This window comes from Sphingomonas sp. P4_G2, from assembly GCF_056401155.1.
The window spans coordinates 399,538-419,859 of sequence record NZ_JBFUJY010000001.1 but is presented as its reverse complement, the minus strand read 5'-3'; the positions used below and the strand labels follow the sequence as shown (position 1 = coordinate 419,859).

Genomic DNA, 20,322 nt, shown 5'->3' with positions numbered 1-20,322 from the left:
GCATCATTTGACGGGAGCTTGGCATGACCGACTCGATCCGAACGCTCATCATGGGCGGCGCGCAAGGCTATATGATCGAATTGACCCGCTATCTGGCCGCGGCGGGCGGCGTGACTCTGGTCCTGTGGCTGGGCGCGCGCTGGACGGAGAGCCGGCGCATCCAGTTGCGCACGCCCGATTTCACCGATTGGCAGCACGAAGTGATCAATTCGCTGATCACGATGGTGACCTTCGCCGCCTCCACCATGTTGACGATCGCGTTGGCGCGGATGGGCATCATCCATGTCTCGATGGCCGCGCCGCCGCTCTGGCTCGCGGGCGTCGAGTTCGTCGCGGTGGTCATCGCGCACGACGCCTATTTCTACTGGATGCACCGGGCGTTGCACCTGAAAGCGCTGTTTCGCCGCGCGCATATGACGCATCACATGTCGCGCACGCCGACGCCCTGGGCCGCCTACAGCTTCGCGCCGATCGAGGCGGCGTTCGAATCCGCCTTCCTGCCGCTGTTCCTGTTGATCGTGCCGTTCCACGCCTTGGTCGTGCTGGCCTTCCTGCTCCACCAGATCATCCGCAACGTGATCGGCCATTCGGGGCACGAACTCGCCTGGTCGGGCTTCACCCGCAGCCGCTGGACGGGATGGCTGACCACGACCACGCATCACGACCTCCACCATAGCGAGGGCCGGCACAATTTCGGCCTCTACTTCACCTGGTGGGACCGGATGATGGGGACGGAGCACCCGCGCTATCATGAGAAGTTCGAGGCGATCGTCACCGACCGCCCCGCCCTTACCCCATCGTCGGGATGACGAAGGCGTTGGCGCCGTCACCGACGCCGCCGTCGGGCCAGCGCTGGGTGATCGTCTTGACCTTGGTCCAGAACTTGACGCCTTCCATGCCGTGCTGGTTGGTGTCGCCGAACGCCGAGCGCTTCCAGCCGCCAAAGGTGTGATAGGCGACCGGCACCGGGATCGGCACGTTGATCCCGACCATGCCGACATTGACCCGCGCGGCGAATTCGCGCGCGGCGTGGCCGTTGCGCGTGAAGATCGCGACGCCGTTGCCATATTGGTGATCGCTCGGCAGCTTGAGCGCGGTTTCGAAATCGGGTGCGCGGACGATCTGCAGGACGGGTCCGAAAATCTCTTCCTTGTACGACTGCATGTCGGGCGTGACATGGTCGAACAAGGATGGGCCGATGAAGAAGCCCTGTTCATGTCCCTGGAGCTGGAAGCCGCGGCCGTCGACGACCAGTTCGGCGCCTTCGTCGACCCCGGTCTGGATCCAGTTTTCGACGCGCTGCTTGTGCGCGGCGTTGACCACCGGGCCGTAATGCGCGTCATTGTCGGTCGAGACGCCGACCCGCAGCGCCGCGATCGCCGGGATCAATTTGGCCTTGAGCGCCTCGGCGGTCTTGTCGCCGACCGGCACCACGACGGGCAGCGCCATGCAGCGCTCGCCGGCCGAGCCGAATGCGGCGCCCGACAGATCGGCGACAACCTGGTCGAGATCGGCATCGGGCATGACGATGCCATGGTTCTTGGCCCCGCCCATCGCCTGGACGCGCTTCCCGGCGGCGACGCCGCGATTATAGACGTAATGCGCGATGTCGGACGAGCCGACGAAGCTGACCGCGGCGATCGCGGGATGGTCGAGGATCGCGTCGACCATTTCCTTGTCGCCATGGACGACCTGGAAAATGCCCTCCGGCATGCCCGCCTCGCGCATCAGTTCGGCCAGGCGCACCGGCACCGAGGGGTCGCGCTCCGACGGCTTGAGGATGAAGGCGTTGCCGCAGGCGGTCGCAACGGCGCCCATCCACAAGGGGATCATCGCCGGGAAGTTGAACGGCGTGATGCCGACGCCGATGCCGACCGGCTGGCGCATCGAATAGACGTCGATCCCCGGCCCTGCGCCCTGGGTATATTCGCCCTTGAGCACGTGCGGGATGCCGCACGCAAATTCGACGACTTCGAGCCCGCGCTGAATGTCGCCCTTTGAATCGGCGATCACCTTGCCATGTTCGGACGAGAGCAGGTGGGCGAGCTCGTCCATGTTCTTTTCGACGAGCGCCTTGAAGTTGAACATCACCCGGGCGCGGCGCTGGGGATTGGTCATCGCCCAGGCCGGCTGCGCGGCCTGCGCGGCGGCGACGGCGCGATCGAGATCGGCTTGCGCCCCGAGGTTTACCTTGGCCTGGACCTGCCCGGTATTGGGGTCGAACACGTCGCTGGTACGAGTGGCGCCACCGCCGGCAGAGCCCGCGATGAAATGGTCGATGGTGCGCATGGTCAACTCTCCTGGGCCTCGTTCGGCTCGATGCTCTATTTCACTAGGCAAATTCGCACGCAAGGCTACTTAATTGCCAAATGAACATGCAAAAATGCAGGTGGCGCGATGCAGAATTGGGATGACCTGCGTATCTTCCTCGCCGTCGCGCGCTCGAAGCGGATCGCGCCGGCGGCACGATCGCTCGGCGTCGATGCCACCACCGTCGGGCGGCGGCTCGCCCGTCTGGCGGCGCGGGTCGATCGGCCGCTCTTCGAGTCGGTCGGCGGCGAGCGCCGGCTGACCGAGGAAGGCGAAGCGCTGCTCGCGCATGCCGAGACGGTCGAAGCCGCGGTGATCGCCGCAATCGCGCCCGCGAGCGACCTGGCGCCTGCCGGTCATGTCCGGGTGAGCGTGGCGGAGGGCCTTGCGACCTGGGTGATCGCGCCCGCGATCGCACCGTTCCAGGTGAGCCATCCGCGCATCCGGCTCGACCTCATCACCGCCTCGGGTTTCCTCAATCCCTCCAAACGCGAAGCCGATATCGCGGTGATGCTCGCCCGCCCACGCAGCGCACAGCTCCGCGCTAGCGAGTTCGCCCGCTATCGCCTGCGTCTTTATGCCACGCCCGATTATCTCGACCGCCACGGCCGGCCGACGTCCAATGCCGACCTCGGCAAGCACATCCTCGTCGGCTACGTGCCCGAGCATATCTACGCGCCTGAGCTCGACTATCTGTCAGAGATCGAGCCCGGCCTGTCCCCGCAGGTGCGGAGCACCAGCATCAACGTCCAGCGCGCGCTGGTGTCCGCCGGCGGGGGGATCGGGGTGCTTCCCGACTTCATGGCGCAGCACGATCCTCGGCTCGAACCCGTGCTGGGCGAGAGCGTCGCCGTCCATCGTACCTTCTGGCTGGTGACACATCAGGACACGCACGCGACCTCGCGAATCCAGGCGGTGTCCACCTGGCTCCAGGCGATCGGCCGGGGGCTAGGCTGACCCTGAGCGACCCGCCGGGACGGGAAGCATCCGCCCCTGCGCATCGGCGAAGAGCAGCACATCGACGCCGAATGCGTCGCGCAGATGATGCTGCGTCAGCACCTCGTCGGGCGGGCCGAAGGCGAAGACGCGGCCGTCGCGCAGCAACAAAATCTCGTCGGCGACGCGCGCGGCCTGAACCAGATCGTGGAGTACCACGACCACGCCGACCCCGCGCGCCGCCTGGCCGCGCAAGCGGTCGAGCAGATCGAGCTGATGCGCAGGATCGAGACTGGCCAGCGGCTCGTCGGCGAGCAACCATTGCGGCTCTCCCGCCAATACGCGCGCCAGCAGCACCCGCGCGCGCTCGCCGCCCGATAGCTCGCCGACGCGGCGCTCGGCGAATTGCTCGGTGTCAGTCGCCGCCATCGCCGACAGCACCGCTGCGATGTCTTCCGCCACGCCCGCGCGGTGCGGCAGGCGGCCGAGCGCCACGACGTCGCGCGCCGGCATGTTCCAGGCGACATCGCCCGATTGCGGCAGGTAGCCGATCGTCCGCGCGCGGTCATCGCGGCGCATCGCACCGATCGCGCGGCCGTCGATCGCGATCTTGCCTGCGCTCGGGGCGATCAACCCGGCGGCGGCGCGCAACAGGCTGGTCTTGCCCGCGCCGTTGGGCCCCAGGATCACGGTGATGCGGCCGGCGGCGAACATGGCGCTCGCATCGGTCAGCACTCGGCGCCCGCGCAGATCGAGTGTCACCCGGTCGAGAGTCAGCGCCATTGCTTGGCTCCTTCGCGGAACAGCAACGCCAGAAAGAACGGCGCGCCGATCAGCGCCATGGCAACGCCCAGCCGCACCTCACCCGCACCCGGCGCGAGCCGGCACAGGCTGTCGGCCGCCAGCGTCAGCGCGGCGCCACCCAGCGCGCTCGGCACCAGCAACGCCGAGGGTTTGGCGCCGAACACCGGCCGCAACAGATGCGGGACGACCAAGCCGACGAACCCGACCACGCCGGTCACCGCGACGCCCGCGCCGACCGCCAGCCCGGTGCCGATCACCACTTGCCAGCGCAACCGGCCGAGATTGGCGCCGAGCGAGCGCGCGGCATCCTCGCCCAGCGCCAGCGCGTCGAGCGCTGGCCCCGTGAACAGCATCAACAGCATGCCCGCGCCGATGAACGGCGCCGCCATCAACACGTCGTCGGGCCCACGGTCGGTCAGCGCGCCCATCAGCCAGTCGATCGCCTCGGCGATGGCATAGGGATTGGGCGCGATCGAGATCAGGAACGCGGTCAGCGCGCCCGCCAAACTGGCGAGCACGGTGCCGGCCAGCACGAACACCACTGGCGTCTCCGCACGCGCGGTCAGCATCGCGAGCAGCGCCATCGCCCCCCCCGCCCCCGCCATCGCCCAGCCGAACTGGCCAAGCCAGCCGGCACCGAATCCGAGGACGATCGACGCGACCGCGCCGAGTGCGGCACAGGACGACACGCCGATCACCGTCGGGTCGGCGAGCGGGTTCCTGAGATAGCCCTGCAATACTGCGCCCGACAGGCCGAGCGCGGCCCCGAGCAGGACACCGAGCACCGCACGCGGGATGCGCAACTCCGCGATGATCGCCCAACGCGGATCGTGCCCAAACCACGCGTCGAACGGTATCCATTGCTTGCCCGCCATCAGCGACAGCGCGAACAGCGTCGCGGTCAACAACACGAGCAGGCCGAGGCGGATCGCGCGATTCACGACAGCGCTCGCGATCGAATCGCGGCGAGGGCGCGCAGCGCGGGGATGATGGTCGGCCCGCCGCAATTGACCAATTGGCGCGGGAAACGCTCCTCGATCACCTGATACCCCGCCATGCCGAGCACGCGGCGGCGCAGCGACGCGGTGCGGCCATTGGGGTCGGGGTCGATCACGATGCGCGGCGGATGCGCGACCACACTTTCGATCGGCACGTTGCCCGAGAAAGCGAGCCCGAAATCCTTGCTGGCATCGCCCAGCCCAGCGAGTTCGACCATCTCGGTCAACAGGCTGGGCCCGGCATTGGCGAAACTGTCGGAAATATAGAGCAAGGTCGCGGGCCGGCGGCCGTCACGCGGAGCGGCGTTGGCCACGGCGCGATCGATGCGCGCGATCAGCCGCTCGCCCGCCGCGGGTTCCCCCACCGCGGCGGCGACGCTGCGGATCTGGTCGCGGCTGGAGGCGACATTGGTCGGCGAATCGAGCGTCAGCACCTTGAGCCCGGCGCGACGATACGCGGCGAGTGTAGTCTTGGAGGTGAAGCTCGACGCCACCACCAGATCGGGCTTGAGCGCGATCACTTCCTCGGCCGTCCCCGCGGTGGCGCGATAGCGCCGCGCGAGCCCGAGCGGGATCGAGGTCGCGCCCGGCTCCTGCGAATAATGGCTGATCGCCGTGACCTTGCCCGGCGCCAGCGCGAGCAGCAATTGGTCCGAACAGGGGTTGGTCGAGACGATCCCCCCGGTCGTGGCGGGCTGCGCACTCGCGCACCCCGCCAGCCCGAGGGCGATCAAGGCGATCAAAGGCTTCAATTGAACTTCAAGCGAATGCCGCCATAGGCCGCGCGGCCCGGTGTGCTGTAATATTTCACCACGGCATATTTCTCATCGAACAGATTATCGACGCGGCCATAGATCGAGAATTTGTCGCCGATTGGGAAGTCCGCGCGCAATCCGACCACCGTATAGCCATCGAGCCGGCTGAAATTGCCGGCATCGTCGAAGCTGTCGCCGACGCTCAGCACGGTCGCGCCGATCCCGAGACCGACCGGAGTCTTCCAGTCGATCGACGCGCTGACCGATTGGCGCGGACGGCGCGCCAGCTCGTTGCCGAAATTGAACCCGGGCGAGAGGTTGATCGAATCGATGAAGCTGTAGGACCCGCTGAGCGTCAGGCGGTCGCTCGGCCGCACCGACAGCGCGAACTCCACGCCCTTGGTCCGGGCGCGGTCGATATTGACGTAGGAGAAGGCCGGACCGAAATCGATCTGGTCGGTCGTATCGCGGTGGAACCAGGTAATCCCGGCGACGATCCGCCCGCCGACCAGCCGTTGCTCGACCCCGATATCATAGCTTTGCGCGGTTTCGGGTTTGAGATCCTTGTTGCCGAACACCGACGTCCCGAACCGGCCATAGAGCTGATAGAGGGTCGGCGCCTTGAACCCTTCGGCGTAGCTGGCGCGGAACGTCGTCTCGGTCGGCAAGGTATAGACCGCATTGGCGCCCCATGTCGTGTGCCCGCCGAACGCCGAATCATCGTCGTAGCGCACGCCGCCCGTGATCGTCAGGCGATCGATCGGCGACAGGATGGCTTCGCCGTAGAAGCTGGTGACGCCGCGCGTCGCGGAGAGATCGCCGTCGAAATAGCGCGTATTCTCGCGCTCGGCGCCGGCGACCAGCCGGACGCCGTCGATCACCTGGAAATCACCCTGATATTGATAACGCTCGCTGCGGCCGCGGCCGAAGAAGCTAACTGCTGACCCGAACGCCGGGTCGTAATTGTCGCGATTGATATCGGCGATGGTGAAAGCGATGCGGTTCTTGAAGCGGCCGCCGAGGAAATCAGCGTTGAGCCCGGCATAGCCGTACAATTCCTGGGTCTTGGCATATTCGCCATCATCTGCGGGCAGGAAGGTCACGCCGTCAAAACCATCAATGTCGACCTTGCTGTGCGCATAATAACCGCGCAGGTCGAGCCTGATGTTATCGGCCAAGGCGATCTCGATCCGCCCGGTCGCGCCGAACTGGCGATAGCCGTCGGGCTCACTTCCCGACGACACTGCCGAGAAGCCGTTGGTCTTGAGATAGCCGGCGTTGAGCGAGGCCGAGACGATCCCGCTCTTTCCCGACACGCCGCCATTGGCGAAGACCGTATCGAAGCTGCCATATTCGACATTGCCGCGCGCCTGGAGGCCATAGCCCGGCTGCATCGTGGTGACGTTGACGACACCGCCGATCGCCTGGCTGCCCCATGGCACCGAGTTCGGGCCACGTAGCACCTCGACGCGGTCGATCGAACCGGCGAGCAAGCTGGCGAAATCGAACGCGCCGCCGGGCGACGAGGGATCGTTGACCCGCACGCCATCGATCAAGGTCAGCGTCTGCGAATCCTCGGCGCCGCGGATGCGTACCGCAGTCAGGGCGCCGAGCCCGCCATTGCGCGACACGGTCACGCCCGGCGTGGTCGCCAGCAGGTCGGACAAAGCGACGGTCTGGCGCTGCTCGATCGTCTGGCGGTCGATCACGGTCACCGCCTGGCCGATCGTCTCGGGCGTCTGGGGTACACCGGTCGCGGTCACGATAATGTCGGTGCGGGTCTGATCGGCGAGGACGATATTGTTATCGTCGGCCGCCGGCGTCTCCTGCGCCCAGGCCGGCGTCGCGATAGCGATCGCGGCGAACGCCGTCGTCGCGAGGATGGAAAACTTCAACATTGGACATGCCCCTTTGGTGGGGCCGCGGAGTCCGGGCGCCTGAACGCGACACCCGGACCCTACGGCCCGGTTCATGTCGCTCACGCGAGGGATATCCCTCGTTCGCCCGGCACACCCCGTCCGCGCAAAGGATCGACCGTGGCGGGCAGGTCTCCTGGCTTCCGGGTCGTCGCGTTCGCCCCGCCTTCCCGACCCTGCGGCCAGTGGCATTGTTGGGGCGACCGCTCTCCGGTCACAGTTGCGGGGGCAGCGCCGGCATCTCGACCGGACTTCCCTTTTGCTTCCCCTTGCGGGGAACCCGTCACGGCGCGGCGTCTATGCCGCAGCGCGGCAAAGCGCAAGCGATGCCTGATTTCAGAATTCGAATGCGGTCTGTGCAGCAGGCGGCGGCTCGGTCGCCACGCCTTCGATCTCGAGCATGCGGACCTTGGCGAGCGCGCCGCCGGGCGCCGAAAAGCCATGGACCCGGCTGCCCGCCGCGAGCACGCGATGGCACGGCACGATCAGCGGGATCGGATTCCTCGCCATTGCCTGCCCGACCGCGCGCGCCGCTTCCGGTCCCGCGCCCAATTCCCTGGCGACCGCCCCATAGGTCATCGTCTCGCCGCGGCCGATCGCTCGGACACGGTCATAGACCCGAGCGAAGAAGGGCTCCTGCTCGCCGAGATCGATCGCGACCGCATCGAAATCGACCGGCTCCCCGGCGAAATAGCGGACCGCGTCGGCGATCACCGCGGCGATGGCTGGGGGCGGGTCGCCCGCAACAGCGTCGGGCAAGCGGCGAAGCAGCGACCACTCCGCCTCGCGCGCCGTTTCTCCCGGCAGACGAAAGGCGGTGATCGCGTCGCCGCTCCACGCGATTGCGGCGACGCCGTGTGCGGTCTCGAAAACGCGGTAGCGATGGAGCGTGGCCATGCTGCCAAGATCGGCGACCCGATCGTTCAAATCAACCTTCGCATGAGTCACGGTTGTTCGACAGCTTACCCGGCTTCGACCTTGGCCGATTCCGGCAGATCGTAGCGGCGCTTGTCCTTATCCTCGACGCCATTCTTGACCCACGCGCCATGCGCATGCGCGGTCGCGATCACTTGCCATTGGTCATGACCGGGCCAGCTCTTCACGCGGATCACCTGATGCGCGAAGGCGCGGTCGGGTTCCATCATCACCCAGGCGAGCGGACGGTTGGTCGTGGCGCGCGCGCCCACCGCATTCATCGTCGCGCGGATGCGGCTCGCGCGCTCCTCGGGCAGATATTGCCACACCACCGAATGCATCAGCACGCGCGTTACGCCGGCTGGTTGCGGTTCGGCAAGTCGCGCTTCGATCCAGTCGGCGGCATCGGCCTGGACCAGATCGACCGGCTTGGCGCGCTGCATCGCGATCGCCTGGCGCAGCCGCTCGGCACGAAGCGGCGTTTCGGCCCAGACATAAGCGGCCAGCCGCGCCTCGACCGTGGGATCGGGCGCGTCGAGCGGACGGACATCGCAACCGCGCACCGAGATGATTTCGATCGGCGTCGGCACCGGCGGGTCGCCACGCCATTCGGGCGCGATCGTGACCGGCGCCCCCGCAGCACCGACCTGCACGCCGCCAAGATCGAAGGCATAGCGGTCGATCAACAGGTTGAGCCCGGCACTCGACCCGATTTCGAGCAGTTCGATTTTCGGGCCATGACGCCGCGCGATCTCGAGCAACCCGACGATCAGCGCGCCCGATCGGCCCGGTTCGTTGGTCTGCGGCGGCCCATCGAGCCAGGGCAGCAGGAAATCGTCATGCACGCCGAGCGCGGCATTCACCGCCGCCGCGATCGCGTCCTGATCGGTCGTCTCGCCGCAGAATACTGCCGCCAGACCCGAATCGGCACTCGCCTGCACCAGCGCATGCAGTCCGCCGATGAACCTGAGCGGCAAGGCGTCGCGAGTCGGCTCGCCGGGCCAGTCGAGGATGCGGGCGCCGGTACGGCTGTCGCGCGCCAATCCATCGGCGATGGCGGCGCACAGCCGCGCATAGATCGGCGCGTCCATGTTCCGGCAATAGAATTCCTGGATCCGGAATGCCTCGCGATTGCCCGCCTCGTCGGCCATGTCGCCTCCTCATTCGCGCAGTTCCGGCGCGCTAACCCGCGCGACCTTCCATAGATTGCTGTCCTTCGGAGGGTCGGGCGGGGAAGCGCGCCGGCGCGGCAAAACCGCTGAAAGCGGAGCCACCAGGATGCATTGCGCCTTCGCAGGTGCACAAGTAAAGCCCCGCCATGGCGCAACCCCTAGTCATTGCCGTCCCCAAGGGCCGTATCCTGTCGGAAGCCGTGCCGCTGCTCATGCGCGCCGGCGTCGAGCCCGAGGCAGCATTCTCCGACAAGGACAGCCGCGCGCTGCGCTTTTCGACCAACCATCCCGGCATCGACCTGATCCGCGTCCGCGCGTTCGACGTCGCCACCTTCGTCGCGCATGGCGCCGCGCAGATCGGCATCGTCGGGTCGGACGTGCTCGCCGAGTTCGACTATCCCGAACTCTATGCGCCGGTCGATCTGGGCATCGGCCATTGTCGCTTGTCGGTCGCCGAACCGGCCGAAATGGCCGCGGCCGACGATCCGCGCGGCTGGAGCCACGTTCGTGTTGCGACCAAATACCCGCATGTGACGCAGCGCCATTTCGAGGCGCGCGGCGTCCAGGCCGAATGCGTCAAGCTCAACGGCGCGATGGAACTGGCCCCGACCTTGGGCCTCGCGCCGCGCATCGTCGATCTCGTCTCGTCGGGCCGGACGCTCAAGGAGAATGGCCTGGTCGAGGTCGAGGTGATCGCCCAGGTCACCAGCCGGCTGATCGTCAACCGTGCGGCGTTCAAGACGCGGCCGGAACTGGTGCCGTTGGTCGATGCGTTTAGGCGCGCGGTGGAGAAGCGCGATGTGGCATGATCGTGTTCTTAGCCCCTCCCCTTCAGGGGAGGGGTTGGGGTGGGGCGAAGCCTCGCAGAGCGCATCCCTTTTGACTCCCCCACCCCAAACCCCTCCCCTGAAGGGGAGGGGCTTAAAATGATCAAACTCTCCACGTCCGAGCCCGGCTTCGAGCGCCAGTTCCAGGCGCTGGTCGACGCGCGGCGCGAGGCGGATAGCGATGTCGCGCGCGATGTCCGCACGATCGTCGCCAGCGTCCGCGACGAAGGCGACGCCGCGGTCCATGCCTTCACCCGCAAGTTCGACCATCACGATCTCAACGAGACCGGCTGGCGGATCGAGCGGGCCGAATGGCTCGCCGCGCACGAGGCACTGGCACCCGATCTGCGCGACGCGCTCGAACTCGCCGCCGAGCGGATCGCGGCCTATCACATCAAGCAGAAGCCGGAGGACCGCGACGAGATCGATGCGGTCGGCGCGCGGTTGGGCGCGCGCTGGCGCGGGGTCGACGCGGCGGGGATCTACGTCCCCGGCGGCCGCGCGGCCTATCCCAGCTCGGTGCTGATGAACGCGATTCCGGCCAAGGTCGCGGGGGTCGAGCGGCTGGTGATGGTCACGCCCACCCCCAATGGCGAGGTCAATCCTTTGGTGCTCGCCGCCGCGCATATCGCTGGCGTCGATGAGGTCTGGCGGATCGGCGGGGCGCAGGCCGTCGCCGCGCTCGCATACGGCACCGGCCGCATCGCGCCGGTCGACGTGGTGTGTGGGCCCGGCAATGCCTGGGTCGCCGAGGCCAAGCGCCAACTTTATGGCGTGGTCGGGATCGACATGGTCGCCGGACCGAGCGAGATCGTCGTCGTCGCCGACGGCAAGAACGATCCGCAATGGATCGCCGCCGATCTGTTGAGCCAGGCCGAGCACGATCCGTCGAGCCAGTCGATCCTGTTCACCGACGATGCCGCCTTGGCCCGCGCGGTGGCGGAGGCGGTCGACCTCCAGATCGGCGACCTCTCGACCGCCAAGGTCGCACGCGCGAGTTGGGACGCGAACGGCGCGATCATCGTGACGGCCGATCTGGTCGAGGCGATGCCCTTGGTCAATCGGCTGGCGCCCGAGCATCTCGAGCTCGCCTGCGACGAAGCCGATGCGCTGTTCGACATGGTCAAGCATGCCGGATCGGTGTTCATCGGCCGCTACACGCCCGAAGCGGTGGGCGATTACGTCGCCGGACCCAATCACGTCCTGCCAACCGGCCGCCGTGCGCGCTTTTCGAGCGGATTGTCGGTGCTCGACTTCATGAAGCGCACCAGTTTCCTCTCGCTCGATCCGGCCTCGCTGGCCGCGATCGGCCCCGCCGCGGTTACCCTGGCGGAAGCCGAGGGCTTGCCCGCGCATGCCCGCTCGGTCGCGCTGCGGCTGGGCTGATGGCTGTTGGTTGAGGCGCGGCGTCGTGCGCCCCTAACCTCCCCACAATTCCTTCGTCACCCCGGCCTTGTGCCGGGGTCCACTCCTCCGCAACCGAGATGAGGAGTTGTTGCACGGTGGATGCCGGGACAAGCCCGGCATGACGAACTTAGATAACGTCGCCCGGAGGAACGATTCATCATGGCACCGCTTTTTTTTGGCGGCGCGCGCGCCTAAGGCACCGTCATGTCCCAACGTACAGCCACACGATCCAAAGCCCGCGCCGCCGCGCGGCTCGCCGCGACCCAGGCGCTCTATCAGCACGATATGGACGGAACGGCCGTCGTCTCGCTGCTCCACGAATTCCATCAGCATCGCCTCGGCGCGACGATCGAGGACGCCGAATATGCCGATGCCGATGTCGATTTCTTCGACGATCTGGTGACCGGCGCGCTGGCGCGGATCGACGAGATCGATGCGCTGATCTCGGCAAATGTGACCGCCGACTGGAAGATCGAGCGGCTCGACAAATTGATGAAGGCAATCCTGCGCGCCGGGACCTACGAATTGCTCGCGCGTAAGGACGTCGCGGTCGGCACCGTGATCAACGAATATCTCGACGTCACCGATGCCTTTTACGAACGTCGCGAAAAGGGCTTCGTCAACGGCATCCTCGACGGCGTCGCCAAGAGCGCGCGGGCCTGACCGGCGGCGCCGATGGCGGAGATCGTCAACCTCAACCGCGCCCGCAAGGCGAAAGCGCGCGGCGAGGCCCAGGCGACTGCCGCCGCCAACCGGGTCGCACACGGCCGGACCAAGGCAGAGAAACAAGCTGCCAAGGCGGAAGCCGAGCGGCGCGCCCGCGACCTGGACGGGGCGAAGCGCGCGCCATGACGCGGCGCGCGTGACCGAGGACGATTTCATCGCCGCATTGCGCGCGCTGCCGCTCCACCCGGACGCGCATGATCTGCGCGACGATAATGCGACGATCGGCGGATTGACCATCACCACCGATACGATCGTCGAGGGCGTCCATTTCCTGCCCGACGATCCGCCCGGCGACGTCGCCTGGAAGCTGCTCGCGGTCAATCTGTCCGACCTCGCCGCCAAAGGCGCGCGGATCGGGGGCGTATTGCTCAATTATCCGCTGTCGAGCGACGATTGGGATCGCGCGTTCCTCGACGGCCTGCGCGCAGCGCTCGACACGTTCGGTTGTCTGCTGATCGGCGGCGACACGGTGTCGCTTCCCGCGAACGCGCCACGCGTGCTCACCTTGACTGCGATCGGGCACGATGCGCCCGCCCCCTTACGCTCGGGCGCGCAAGCGGGCGACGAGCTTTGGGTGACGGGGACGATCGGCGACGCCGGTGCGGGCTTGCGGATCGCGCAGGGGGCAGCGGGTCCGCAAGCGCTGCTCGCTCGCTATCGCCGCCCGACGCCGCGTCTCGCCGAGGGATTCCGGCTGGCCCCGCTCGTCCATGCGATGATGGATGTGTCGGACGGCTTGTTGATCGATGCCAGCCGCATGGCCGCGGCCTCGAGCTTGGCGGTCACCGTCGAGCTCGCCGCCATCCCGCTATCGGCAGACTATCTCGCCTTCGCAGGCGCCGATCTCGCCGCTCACCTCGCTGCGGCGACCGCGGGTGACGATTACGAATTGCTGTTCGCGCTGCCCAAGGGCGACGAGCCGCCCATCGGCGCATTCTCGGTCGGCCGTTTCGCCGCCGGCAGCGGGATCACGCTGACGTGGCAGGGCGCCTCCGTCCCGCTCCCGGCCAGCCTCGGTTTTCAGCACTGACGGCCAGGGTCCGTGGGCGCTTGCGCTCGCTCGATCCCTCCTTATACCTCCTGCCCACCTTCGGGAAAGTTCGCGCGCGCCATCCGGCGCGACGTGTCTAATAGGGGAAGAGGAATGACGATTGTCTATGCGGCCATCGTCTGCGGCCTGATCGCCGTAGTCTATGGCTTCATCACCAGTCAGCAGGTGCTCCGCGCGCCGGCCGGCAACGAAAAGATGCAGGATATCGCCGCCGCCATCCAGGAAGGCGCCAAAGCCTATCTGGGTCGCCAATATACCACCATCGCGATCGTCGGCGTCATCGTCGCCGTGATCCTGTTCTTCACGCTCGGCCTTTTGTCGACCGTGGCGTTCCTGATCGGCGCGGTGCTGTCGGGCATTGCCGGGTTCATCGGCATGAACATCTCGGTCCGCGCCAATGTGCGCACCGCGGAAGCCGCACGGACCTCGCTTCAGGGCGGCCTGACCATGGCGTTCCGCTCGGGCGCGATCACCGGTATGCTGGTGGCGGGTCTCGGCCTGCTCTCGATCGCCGGGATCTTCTGGTATCTGACCGGGGTCAAGCATCTCGAGCCGGGCGACCATGAGATCGTCGCCGCGCTGACCGCGCTGGCTTTCGGTGCCTCGCTGATCTCGATCTTCGCGCGTCTGGGCGGCGGTATCTTCACCAAGGCCGCCGATGTCGGCGCCGATTTGGTCGGCAAGGTCGAGGCAGGCATTCCCGAGGACGATCCCCGCAACCCGGCGACGATTGCGGACAATGTCGGCGACAATGTCGGCGATTGCGCCGGCATGGCGGCCGATCTGTTCGAAACCTATGTCGTGACCATCGGCCTGACCATGGTGTCGATCGCGCTGCTGCTGTCGGACGCGCCCAATCTGTTCGCGCTGATGGCCTTGCCGCTGATCGTCGGCGGCGTGTGCATCATCACCTCGATCATCGGCACCTATTTCGTCCGCCTCGGCAAAGGCGAGTCGATCATGGGCGCGCTGTACAAGGGATTCTGGACCACCGTCGTGCTCTCGGCCTTCGCCATCTTCGGCGCCGAGAAATGGGTGCTCGGTGACCTCAACGCCGCGATCGGCACCGTCGGCGACAAGAGCTTTACCGGTATGTCGCTGTTCTATTGCATGCTGATCGGCCTGGCCGTGACCGGCCTGTTGGTGTGGATCACCGAATATTACACCGGCACCAACTATCGCCCGGTCAAGTCGATCGCCAAGGCGTCGACCACCGGCCACGGCACCAACGTCATCCAGGGGCTGGCGATCAGCCTCGAATCGACCGCGCTGCCGACGCTCGTCATCGTCGTCGCGGTGATCGCGACGTACCAGTTGGCCGGGATCATCGGCGTGGCCTTCGCCGCGACGTCGCTACTCGCGCTCGCCGGCATGGTGGTCGCGCTCGACGCTTATGGTCCGGTCACCGACAATGCCGGCGGCATTGCCGAAATGGCGGGGCTGCCTGATGATGTGCGGCACCGTACCGATGCGCTCGACGCGGTCGGCAACACCACCAAGGCCGTGACCAAGGGCTATGCGATCGGTTCGGCGGCGCTCGCCGCTCTGGTGCTGTTCGGCGCCTACACGACCGACCTCGATCGCTATGCGACCCAGCTCGGCATCGGCAAGATCAACTTCGAGTTGAGCAATCCCTATGTCATCGTCGGGTTGCTGCTGGGCGCGCTGCTTCCCTATCTGTTCGGCGCGTTCGGCATGACCGCGGTCGGCCGGGCGGCGGGATCGGTGGTCGAGGACGTTCGCGCGCAGTTCGCCGCCGACAAGGGGATCATGGAAGGGACCAGCCGTCCCAATTACGGTCGCACCGTCGATATCGTGACCAAGGCGGCGATCAAGGAAATGATCATCCCGTCGCTGCTGCCGGTGCTCAGCCCGGTGGTAGTCTTCTTTGTCATCCAGGCAGTGGCCAATCGTGAGGAAGGTTTCGCCACGGTCGGCGCGATGCTGCTCGGCGTGATCGTCTCCGGCCTGTTCGTCGCCATCTCGATGACCTCGGGCGGCGGCGCCTGGGACAATGCCAAGAAGTATATCGAGGACGGCAATTACGGCGGCAAGGGCTCCGAAGCCCATAAGGCCGCTGTCACCGGCGACACCGTGGGCGATCCGTACAAGGATACGGCCGGCCCGGCGGTCAACCCGATGATCAAGATCACCAACATCGTGGCGCTGCTGCTGCTCGCGGCACTGGCCGCGCACGGCGTCGGCTAGGCAATACCACTCCCATCCGGCCATTGCGCCGGATGGGAACAGATCGTTCTTTTCGGACATAAAAATGGATCAGGGGCAGCTTGTCTGCCCCTTTTTCATTGCTAGACTTGGCGCCGGGGCATTGGGGGGAAAGCCATGTTCGGGCGTATCATATCGATAGCGGCGGCGGCTGCGCTGTTTCCGGCGACCACCGCGGTGTCGGCGCAAGACGCCAAGCCGGACACATCGGCACCGGAGGCAAAACCGGCGCCGGCCAATGCCGGTCCGCCCCCCGTTGCCGCCTTCGCGCAATTGCCGTTCATCGAGGCGCCGGCGCTGTCGCCCGACGGTACCCGCATCGCCGCGCGAATGGCGATCCAGGGCAAGATGCGGCTGGCGATCATTCCGCTCGCCGACACCACCAAGCTCAAGCTCCTCGATCCGGGCGATTTCGAGCTGACGAGCTGGAAATGGGTCAACAATGACTGGCTGTTGCTCCGCGCCGGAGAGATGCAACCGGTTCAAGGCGACAGCTGGTATGTCAGCCGCGCGTTCGGCGTCCGGGCCGATGGCGGCAAGATCAATGTCCTGGCGACGCCAACCACCGGCCAGAATGGCGCCGATATATTGTGGATCGCACGCGACGGCAGCCCGCATGCCCTGATCGCGATGCAGAACTCGATCTATATGGACGAGGATTTCTGGCCGCAGGTACGCGACTTCGACATCTCGACCGGCAAGAGCAAGATCGTCCAGGGCTCGACGACGAATGTGATGGACTGGTATGCCGATACTGCCGGAACGGTCAGGATGGGCATCGCCTATGACGACGACCGGCGGTCGTACCGTACGCTGTACCGCACGCAGGCCGGCGGCTCGCTGAAAACGATAGCTCGCACGACCGGCAAGGGCAGCACGCTCACCACTTTGCCGGCATTGATCTTGCCGCAATCGGGCAAGGCAATCGCGATCGACGATGCCGACGGGTTCGACGCGGTCTACGATTTCGATCTCGACACGATGAAGATCGGCGCCAAGATCTTCGATTCGCCCGGCTATGACGTCGACGGGCCTTTTCTCGACCCGACAGGCACGAAGCTGATGGGATTCCAATATACCGATACGCGGACGCGCACGAAGTGGCTCGACCCCACTTTGGCCCAGGTCCAGGCGGATCTCGACAAAGCGGTTCCCAATTTGTGGCCCGATATCGTGTCGTGGAGCAACGATCTGAGCGTGTTGATCGTGCATATCGGCGCGGCCGACAGCCCGGGCGCCTATTATCTCTATCGGCCGGCCGACGGACGCATGTCGGTCTTCGCAACGATCAACGCGACGCTCGGCACCAGGACCTATGCGCCGGTCAAGACCGTCCGCTACACCGCGCGCGACGGTACCGAAATGTCCGCGGTACTGACCTTGCCCAGGGGGCGCGAGGCGAAGGATCTCCCGCTGATCCTGATGCCGCATGGCGGTCCGGCGGTTCGAGACGAGGAGGACTGGGACTGGTGGTCTGAGTTCCTGGCAAGCCGCGGCTATGCCGTGCTGAAGCCCAATTATCGCGGCTCGACCGGTTTCGGCACCAAGTTCAACAAGCTCGGCGAGGGCCAATGGGGCCTGAAGATGCAGGACGACCTGGTCGACGCGGTCGGCTGGGCGGCGAAACAGGGGATCGCCGATCCCAAGCGCGTGTGCATCGTCGGTGCGTCCTATGGCGGCTATGCCGCGTTCCGCGCGGCGCAGCGCGACAAGGGCGTCTATCGCTGCGCGGTGTCCTTTGCCGGCGTGTCCGACATGACGGCGATGCTGCGCTACGACGGATCGTTCCTCAACGGCGGCCGAAACAAGGATTATCTGCGCAAGCAGGCTCCCGACCTGAAGGGGGTGTCGCCGATCAACTTCGCCGCCGATTTCTCGACGCCGATCCTGATCATGCACGGCAAGGCCGACCAGGTCGTGCCGGTCAAGCAATCGCGCGAGATGGTCGAGAGACTGAAAGCGGCCGGCGCGACCTATCGCTATGTCGAGCAGCCTTTGGGCGACCACCATTTCACGCGTCAGGCCGACCGCCTGCAATTCCTGGAGGAACTCGAGACGTTCCTGGCGAAGTACAATCCGGCATGACGGGATATCTGGCGTCGGCAGTGTGGTTGCCCGCGTCTGGATGCGCGTTACTATTCAACCATTGATAGAGGCAGGGGGCAGCCTTTTATGAAGACACTTCATCGCGCGGTGCTTGGCGCGGCAGCATCGATCGTCCTGGCGGGGACAATGGCATCGGGGCAAGTGCCGCCGACAAGTAGCGATTGGGCGACCAAGACCGTTCCGCTCGAGGTCCTGGCGCAATTTCCGATGATCACCCAGCCGCGTATGAGCCCGGATGGCAAATGGATCGCAACCCGGATCAGGGCCGGCGGCGAACAGGTGCTCGCGATCGTCCCGGTGAAGCCGGGGGAAGCCAAGACAGAAGTCATCGCGCGCAACGGCGAGGCGATCAAAGACAAGGAAGGCGATCGCCAGATCGTCGATTATCGCTGGGCCGATTCCGATCATCTGGTCATCACGTTCGACACACGCGAGAATTTCTACGGACAGTGGATCGATGATGTCCGCTATGCTTCGTACAACCGCACGACGAAAAAGATACTTCCGCTCGGGTGGGACAAGTCGCTCGGCTCGACCGAAATGTTGTGGCTCTCCAACTCGGGCAAGCCGCACATGCTGCTTCAACGCATTTCGTGGGACGCCAACTCGACACGCGGTCCAGACACCGAGATGACGCGCAATCCGGAAGTCATCGACGTGGATCTCGACACCGGCAATTCGACCACCGTCATGCCGCACAACGCAGCGGTCGAGGATTGGACCGCCGATGCCGACGGCGTCGTCCGGATCGGTACCGCGAGCGACGCGGATTCGGGCAAGGTGCAGGTCTATTACCGCACCGTATCGAGCCAGCAGCTGAAGAAAATCTTCGACGGCACGCCCGATCGCTATGGCGAACTCGGTATCCCCTCGCTGTTCCTGGCGGGCGGCACCAAAGCCTATGCCTATGGCAAGGAAGACGGATATCGCTCGCTGTACGAATTCGACCTCAGCACGATGAAGCTGGGCAAGAAGGTCTTCGGCGTGCCGGGATACGATATCGGGGGTGCTGCGCTCACTCCCGACCGCTCCGCTTTGCTCGGCGTGACCTATACGACCGGCCGCGAGCATTGGACCTATTTCGACCCGCGGTTGAAGGAAATCCAAAGCCTGCTCGAGGAAAGCTTCGGCAAGGACAATGTGCTGATCGCCACCGCCGATGCCAAGCGCGAGACGATCCTGTTCCGCGTCGCCAAGATGGGTCAGGCGGAGACCTGGTACATTTTCGACACGGTGTCGGGCGGCATCGGACGCTTCGCTTATGGCAACGACACGCTGAAAGACGCGATGCTCAATCCGGTCTCGGTTGTCACCTATCCGGCGTCGGACGGGAAGAAGATCGAGGCGATCCTGACCATGCCGCGCCATCGCGCCGGCCAGAAGAATTTGCCCTTGATCGTGTTGCCGCATGGCGGTCCCTGGGATCGCGACGATGCCGACTGGAATGCCTATGGCTGGGCGCAATCGCTCGCCGAGCTCGGCTATGTCGTGATCCAGCCCAATTATCGCGGCTCGACCGGCTATGGCAGCAACTGGGAAAAGGCGTCCGAAAAGGCCTGGGGATATCGGATGCAGGATGATCTGAACGACGCCATTCCCTGGCTCGCCGGCCAGGGAATCGCCGATCCCAAGCGCGTTTGCATGTTCGGCTGGTCCTATGGCGGCTACGCCGCGTCGCGCGCGGCCGAACGCGACGGCGATAAATATCGCTGCGCGATCAGCGGCGCCGGCGTCCACGACCTCATCGCGATGCAGCGCTACGACAAATCCTATCTCGGCCGCTACGGCGCCAAGATGGGCATGGGGTCGGCCAGCAGCGACCTGGAAGACGCATCGCCGGGTCTCCACCCGGAAAAATATTCCATCCCGATCCTGATCGTCCAGGGCGCCAAAGACATCCGAGTCCCGCCCGCCCAGGCGCGGGACCTGGTCGGACGGCTGAAAAAGGCGGGCAAAGTGGAGGGCAAGGACTTCTTCTACCTCGAGCAACCGCTCAATACGCACAATCTGTTGCGCGAATCCGACCGGGTCCAGTTGATGCAGGAGGTCAGGAAGTTCCTCGACCGTTTCAACCCGGCGACCTGATCGCGCCGGTTGACGCATCGCCGGGGTTGATCGAAGGAGGGGCGCCGCCGGCCGCGGTGGCGCCCTTTCCCTTTGCCCCGTGAGGACC

17 protein-coding genes and 1 riboswitch are annotated in these 20,322 nt (G+C 65.9%); of the genes, 10 read left to right on the top strand and 7 right to left on the bottom strand.

The genetic code is table 11. The features are described 5' to 3' along the window. Window positions 1-23 precede the first annotated feature (23 nt). Complete coding sequence (locus AC1DRD_RS01855) at window positions 24-809, top strand: sterol desaturase family protein (protein ID WP_478039896.1); 786 nt, start codon at window positions 24-26, stop codon at window positions 807-809. Here AC1DRD_RS01855 and AC1DRD_RS01850 read toward each other — a convergent pair. Next, window positions 790-2,289, bottom strand: coding sequence for a CoA-acylating methylmalonate-semialdehyde dehydrogenase (locus tag AC1DRD_RS01850; protein ID WP_478039894.1), 1,500 nt, complete (start codon window positions 2,287-2,289; stop codon window positions 790-792). The two genes, AC1DRD_RS01855 and AC1DRD_RS01850, sit on opposite strands and share 20 nt — an antisense overlap. A gap of 108 nt (window positions 2,290-2,397) precedes the next feature. On the opposite strand from AC1DRD_RS01850, the gene AC1DRD_RS01845 reads away from it, so the two are divergent. Next, window positions 2,398-3,267 (top strand): LysR family transcriptional regulator, encoded by an 870-nt coding sequence (locus AC1DRD_RS01845; RefSeq protein ID WP_478039892.1) that lies wholly within the window; start codon window positions 2,398-2,400, stop codon window positions 3,265-3,267. Here the strand turns inward: AC1DRD_RS01845 and AC1DRD_RS01840 are convergent. From AC1DRD_RS01840 to AC1DRD_RS01815, 6 genes are all read right to left on the bottom strand, one after another. Beyond that, the gene (locus tag AC1DRD_RS01840; RefSeq protein WP_478039890.1) at window positions 3,259-4,029 is read right to left on the bottom strand and encodes an ABC transporter ATP-binding protein; all 771 of its coding nucleotides are present in this window, start codon (window positions 4,027-4,029) and stop codon (window positions 3,259-3,261) included. The genes AC1DRD_RS01845 and AC1DRD_RS01840 overlap by 9 nt on opposite strands. Beyond that, the gene (locus tag AC1DRD_RS01835) at window positions 4,020-4,991 is read right to left on the bottom strand and encodes a FecCD family ABC transporter permease (RefSeq protein ID WP_478039889.1); all 972 of its coding nucleotides are present in this window, start codon (window positions 4,989-4,991) and stop codon (window positions 4,020-4,022) included. Before AC1DRD_RS01835 ends, AC1DRD_RS01840 begins: the two co-directional genes overlap by 10 nt. Next, on the bottom strand, window positions 4,988-5,800 hold the full coding sequence (locus AC1DRD_RS01830; RefSeq protein ID WP_478039887.1) for an ABC transporter substrate-binding protein: 813 nt from the start codon (window positions 5,798-5,800) through the stop codon (window positions 4,988-4,990). Before AC1DRD_RS01830 ends, AC1DRD_RS01835 begins: the two co-directional genes overlap by 4 nt. Continuing rightward, window positions 5,797-7,701: a TonB-dependent receptor plug domain-containing protein gene (locus tag AC1DRD_RS01825; RefSeq protein WP_478039886.1), complete on the bottom strand. Its 1,905-nt coding sequence runs from the start codon at window positions 7,699-7,701 to the stop codon at window positions 5,797-5,799. Before AC1DRD_RS01825 ends, AC1DRD_RS01830 begins: the two co-directional genes overlap by 4 nt. A 127-nt stretch (window positions 7,702-7,828) precedes the next feature. Continuing rightward, a riboswitch (cobalamin riboswitch) is annotated at window positions 7,829-8,018 on the bottom strand. A 37-nt stretch (window positions 8,019-8,055) separates the two neighbouring features. Continuing rightward, window positions 8,056-8,646 carry a methylated-DNA--[protein]-cysteine S-methyltransferase gene (locus tag AC1DRD_RS01820; protein WP_478039884.1) on the bottom strand — a complete coding sequence of 197 codons (591 nt, stop codon included), beginning with the start codon at window positions 8,644-8,646 and terminating at the stop codon, window positions 8,056-8,058. A gap of 35 nt (window positions 8,647-8,681) precedes the next feature. After that, complete coding sequence (locus AC1DRD_RS01815; protein ID WP_478039883.1) at window positions 8,682-9,785, bottom strand: DUF2332 domain-containing protein; 1,104 nt, start codon at window positions 9,783-9,785, stop codon at window positions 8,682-8,684. A gap of 167 nt (window positions 9,786-9,952) precedes the next feature. Here AC1DRD_RS01815 and hisG point away from each other — a divergent pair, with 167 nt between their 5' ends. The 8 genes from hisG (at window position 9,953) to AC1DRD_RS01775 (ending at window position 20,234) form a co-directional block, all read left to right on the top strand. Continuing rightward, window positions 9,953-10,615 (top strand): ATP phosphoribosyltransferase, encoded by a 663-nt coding sequence (gene hisG, locus AC1DRD_RS01810; RefSeq protein ID WP_478039882.1) that lies wholly within the window; start codon window positions 9,953-9,955, stop codon window positions 10,613-10,615. Window positions 10,616-10,732: 117 nt separating this feature from the next. Beyond that, window positions 10,733-12,019, top strand: a complete 1,287-nt coding sequence (gene hisD, locus AC1DRD_RS01805) for a histidinol dehydrogenase (protein ID WP_478039880.1) — start codon at window positions 10,733-10,735, stop codon at window positions 12,017-12,019. 225 nt (window positions 12,020-12,244) lie between these two features. Further along, complete coding sequence (gene nusB, locus AC1DRD_RS01800; protein WP_478027659.1) at window positions 12,245-12,703, top strand: transcription antitermination factor NusB; 459 nt, start codon at window positions 12,245-12,247, stop codon at window positions 12,701-12,703. 12 nt (window positions 12,704-12,715) lie between these two features. Further along, window positions 12,716-12,892: a DUF4169 family protein gene (locus AC1DRD_RS01795; RefSeq protein WP_478039878.1), complete on the top strand. Its 177-nt coding sequence runs from the start codon at window positions 12,716-12,718 to the stop codon at window positions 12,890-12,892. A gap of 10 nt (window positions 12,893-12,902) precedes the next feature. Further along, window positions 12,903-13,796 (top strand): thiamine-phosphate kinase, encoded by an 894-nt coding sequence (gene thiL / locus AC1DRD_RS01790; RefSeq protein WP_478039876.1) that lies wholly within the window; start codon window positions 12,903-12,905, stop codon window positions 13,794-13,796. A gap of 114 nt (window positions 13,797-13,910) precedes the next feature. Next, the gene (locus tag AC1DRD_RS01785; protein WP_478039874.1) at window positions 13,911-16,025 is read left to right on the top strand and encodes a sodium-translocating pyrophosphatase; all 2,115 of its coding nucleotides are present in this window, start codon (window positions 13,911-13,913) and stop codon (window positions 16,023-16,025) included. A gap of 135 nt (window positions 16,026-16,160) precedes the next feature. Continuing rightward, window positions 16,161-18,128 carry an alpha/beta hydrolase family protein gene (locus tag AC1DRD_RS01780; RefSeq protein WP_478039873.1) on the top strand — a complete coding sequence of 656 codons (1,968 nt, stop codon included), beginning with the start codon at window positions 16,161-16,163 and terminating at the stop codon, window positions 18,126-18,128. 87 nt (window positions 18,129-18,215) lie between these two features. Next, window positions 18,216-20,234 carry an alpha/beta hydrolase family protein gene (locus AC1DRD_RS01775; protein WP_478039871.1) on the top strand — a complete coding sequence of 673 codons (2,019 nt, stop codon included), beginning with the start codon at window positions 18,216-18,218 and terminating at the stop codon, window positions 20,232-20,234. Window positions 20,235-20,322: the final 88 nt, after the last annotated feature.

Bases quoted from the DNA above. Each gene is read 5' to 3' on its own strand.
- AC1DRD_RS01775 (WP_478039871.1), top strand. From the start codon at position 18,216: ATGAAGACACTTCATCGCGCGGTGCTTGGCGCGGCAGCATCGATCGTC.
- AC1DRD_RS01815 (WP_478039883.1), bottom strand. From the start codon at position 9,785: ATGGCCGACGAGGCGGGCAATCGCGAGGCATTCCGGATCCAGGAATTC.
- AC1DRD_RS01855 (WP_478039896.1), top strand. From the start codon at position 24: ATGACCGACTCGATCCGAACGCTCATCATGGGCGGCGCGCAAGGCTAT.
- AC1DRD_RS01825 (WP_478039886.1), bottom strand. From the start codon at position 7,701: ATGTTGAAGTTTTCCATCCTCGCGACGACGGCGTTCGCCGCGATCGCT.
- AC1DRD_RS01840 (WP_478039890.1), bottom strand. From the start codon at position 4,029: ATGGCGCTGACTCTCGACCGGGTGACACTCGATCTGCGCGGGCGCCGA.
- AC1DRD_RS01780 (WP_478039873.1), top strand. From the start codon at position 16,161: ATGTTCGGGCGTATCATATCGATAGCGGCGGCGGCTGCGCTGTTTCCG.
- AC1DRD_RS01845 (WP_478039892.1), top strand. From the start codon at position 2,398: ATGCAGAATTGGGATGACCTGCGTATCTTCCTCGCCGTCGCGCGCTCG.
- AC1DRD_RS01795 (WP_478039878.1), top strand. From the start codon at position 12,716: ATGGCGGAGATCGTCAACCTCAACCGCGCCCGCAAGGCGAAAGCGCGC.
- hisG (WP_478039882.1), top strand. From the start codon at position 9,953: ATGGCGCAACCCCTAGTCATTGCCGTCCCCAAGGGCCGTATCCTGTCG.
- AC1DRD_RS01785 (WP_478039874.1), top strand. From the start codon at position 13,911: ATGACGATTGTCTATGCGGCCATCGTCTGCGGCCTGATCGCCGTAGTC.
- AC1DRD_RS01850 (WP_478039894.1), bottom strand. From the start codon at position 2,289: ATGCGCACCATCGACCATTTCATCGCGGGCTCTGCCGGCGGTGGCGCC.
- hisD (WP_478039880.1), top strand. From the start codon at position 10,733: ATGATCAAACTCTCCACGTCCGAGCCCGGCTTCGAGCGCCAGTTCCAG.
- nusB (WP_478027659.1), top strand. From the start codon at position 12,245: ATGTCCCAACGTACAGCCACACGATCCAAAGCCCGCGCCGCCGCGCGG.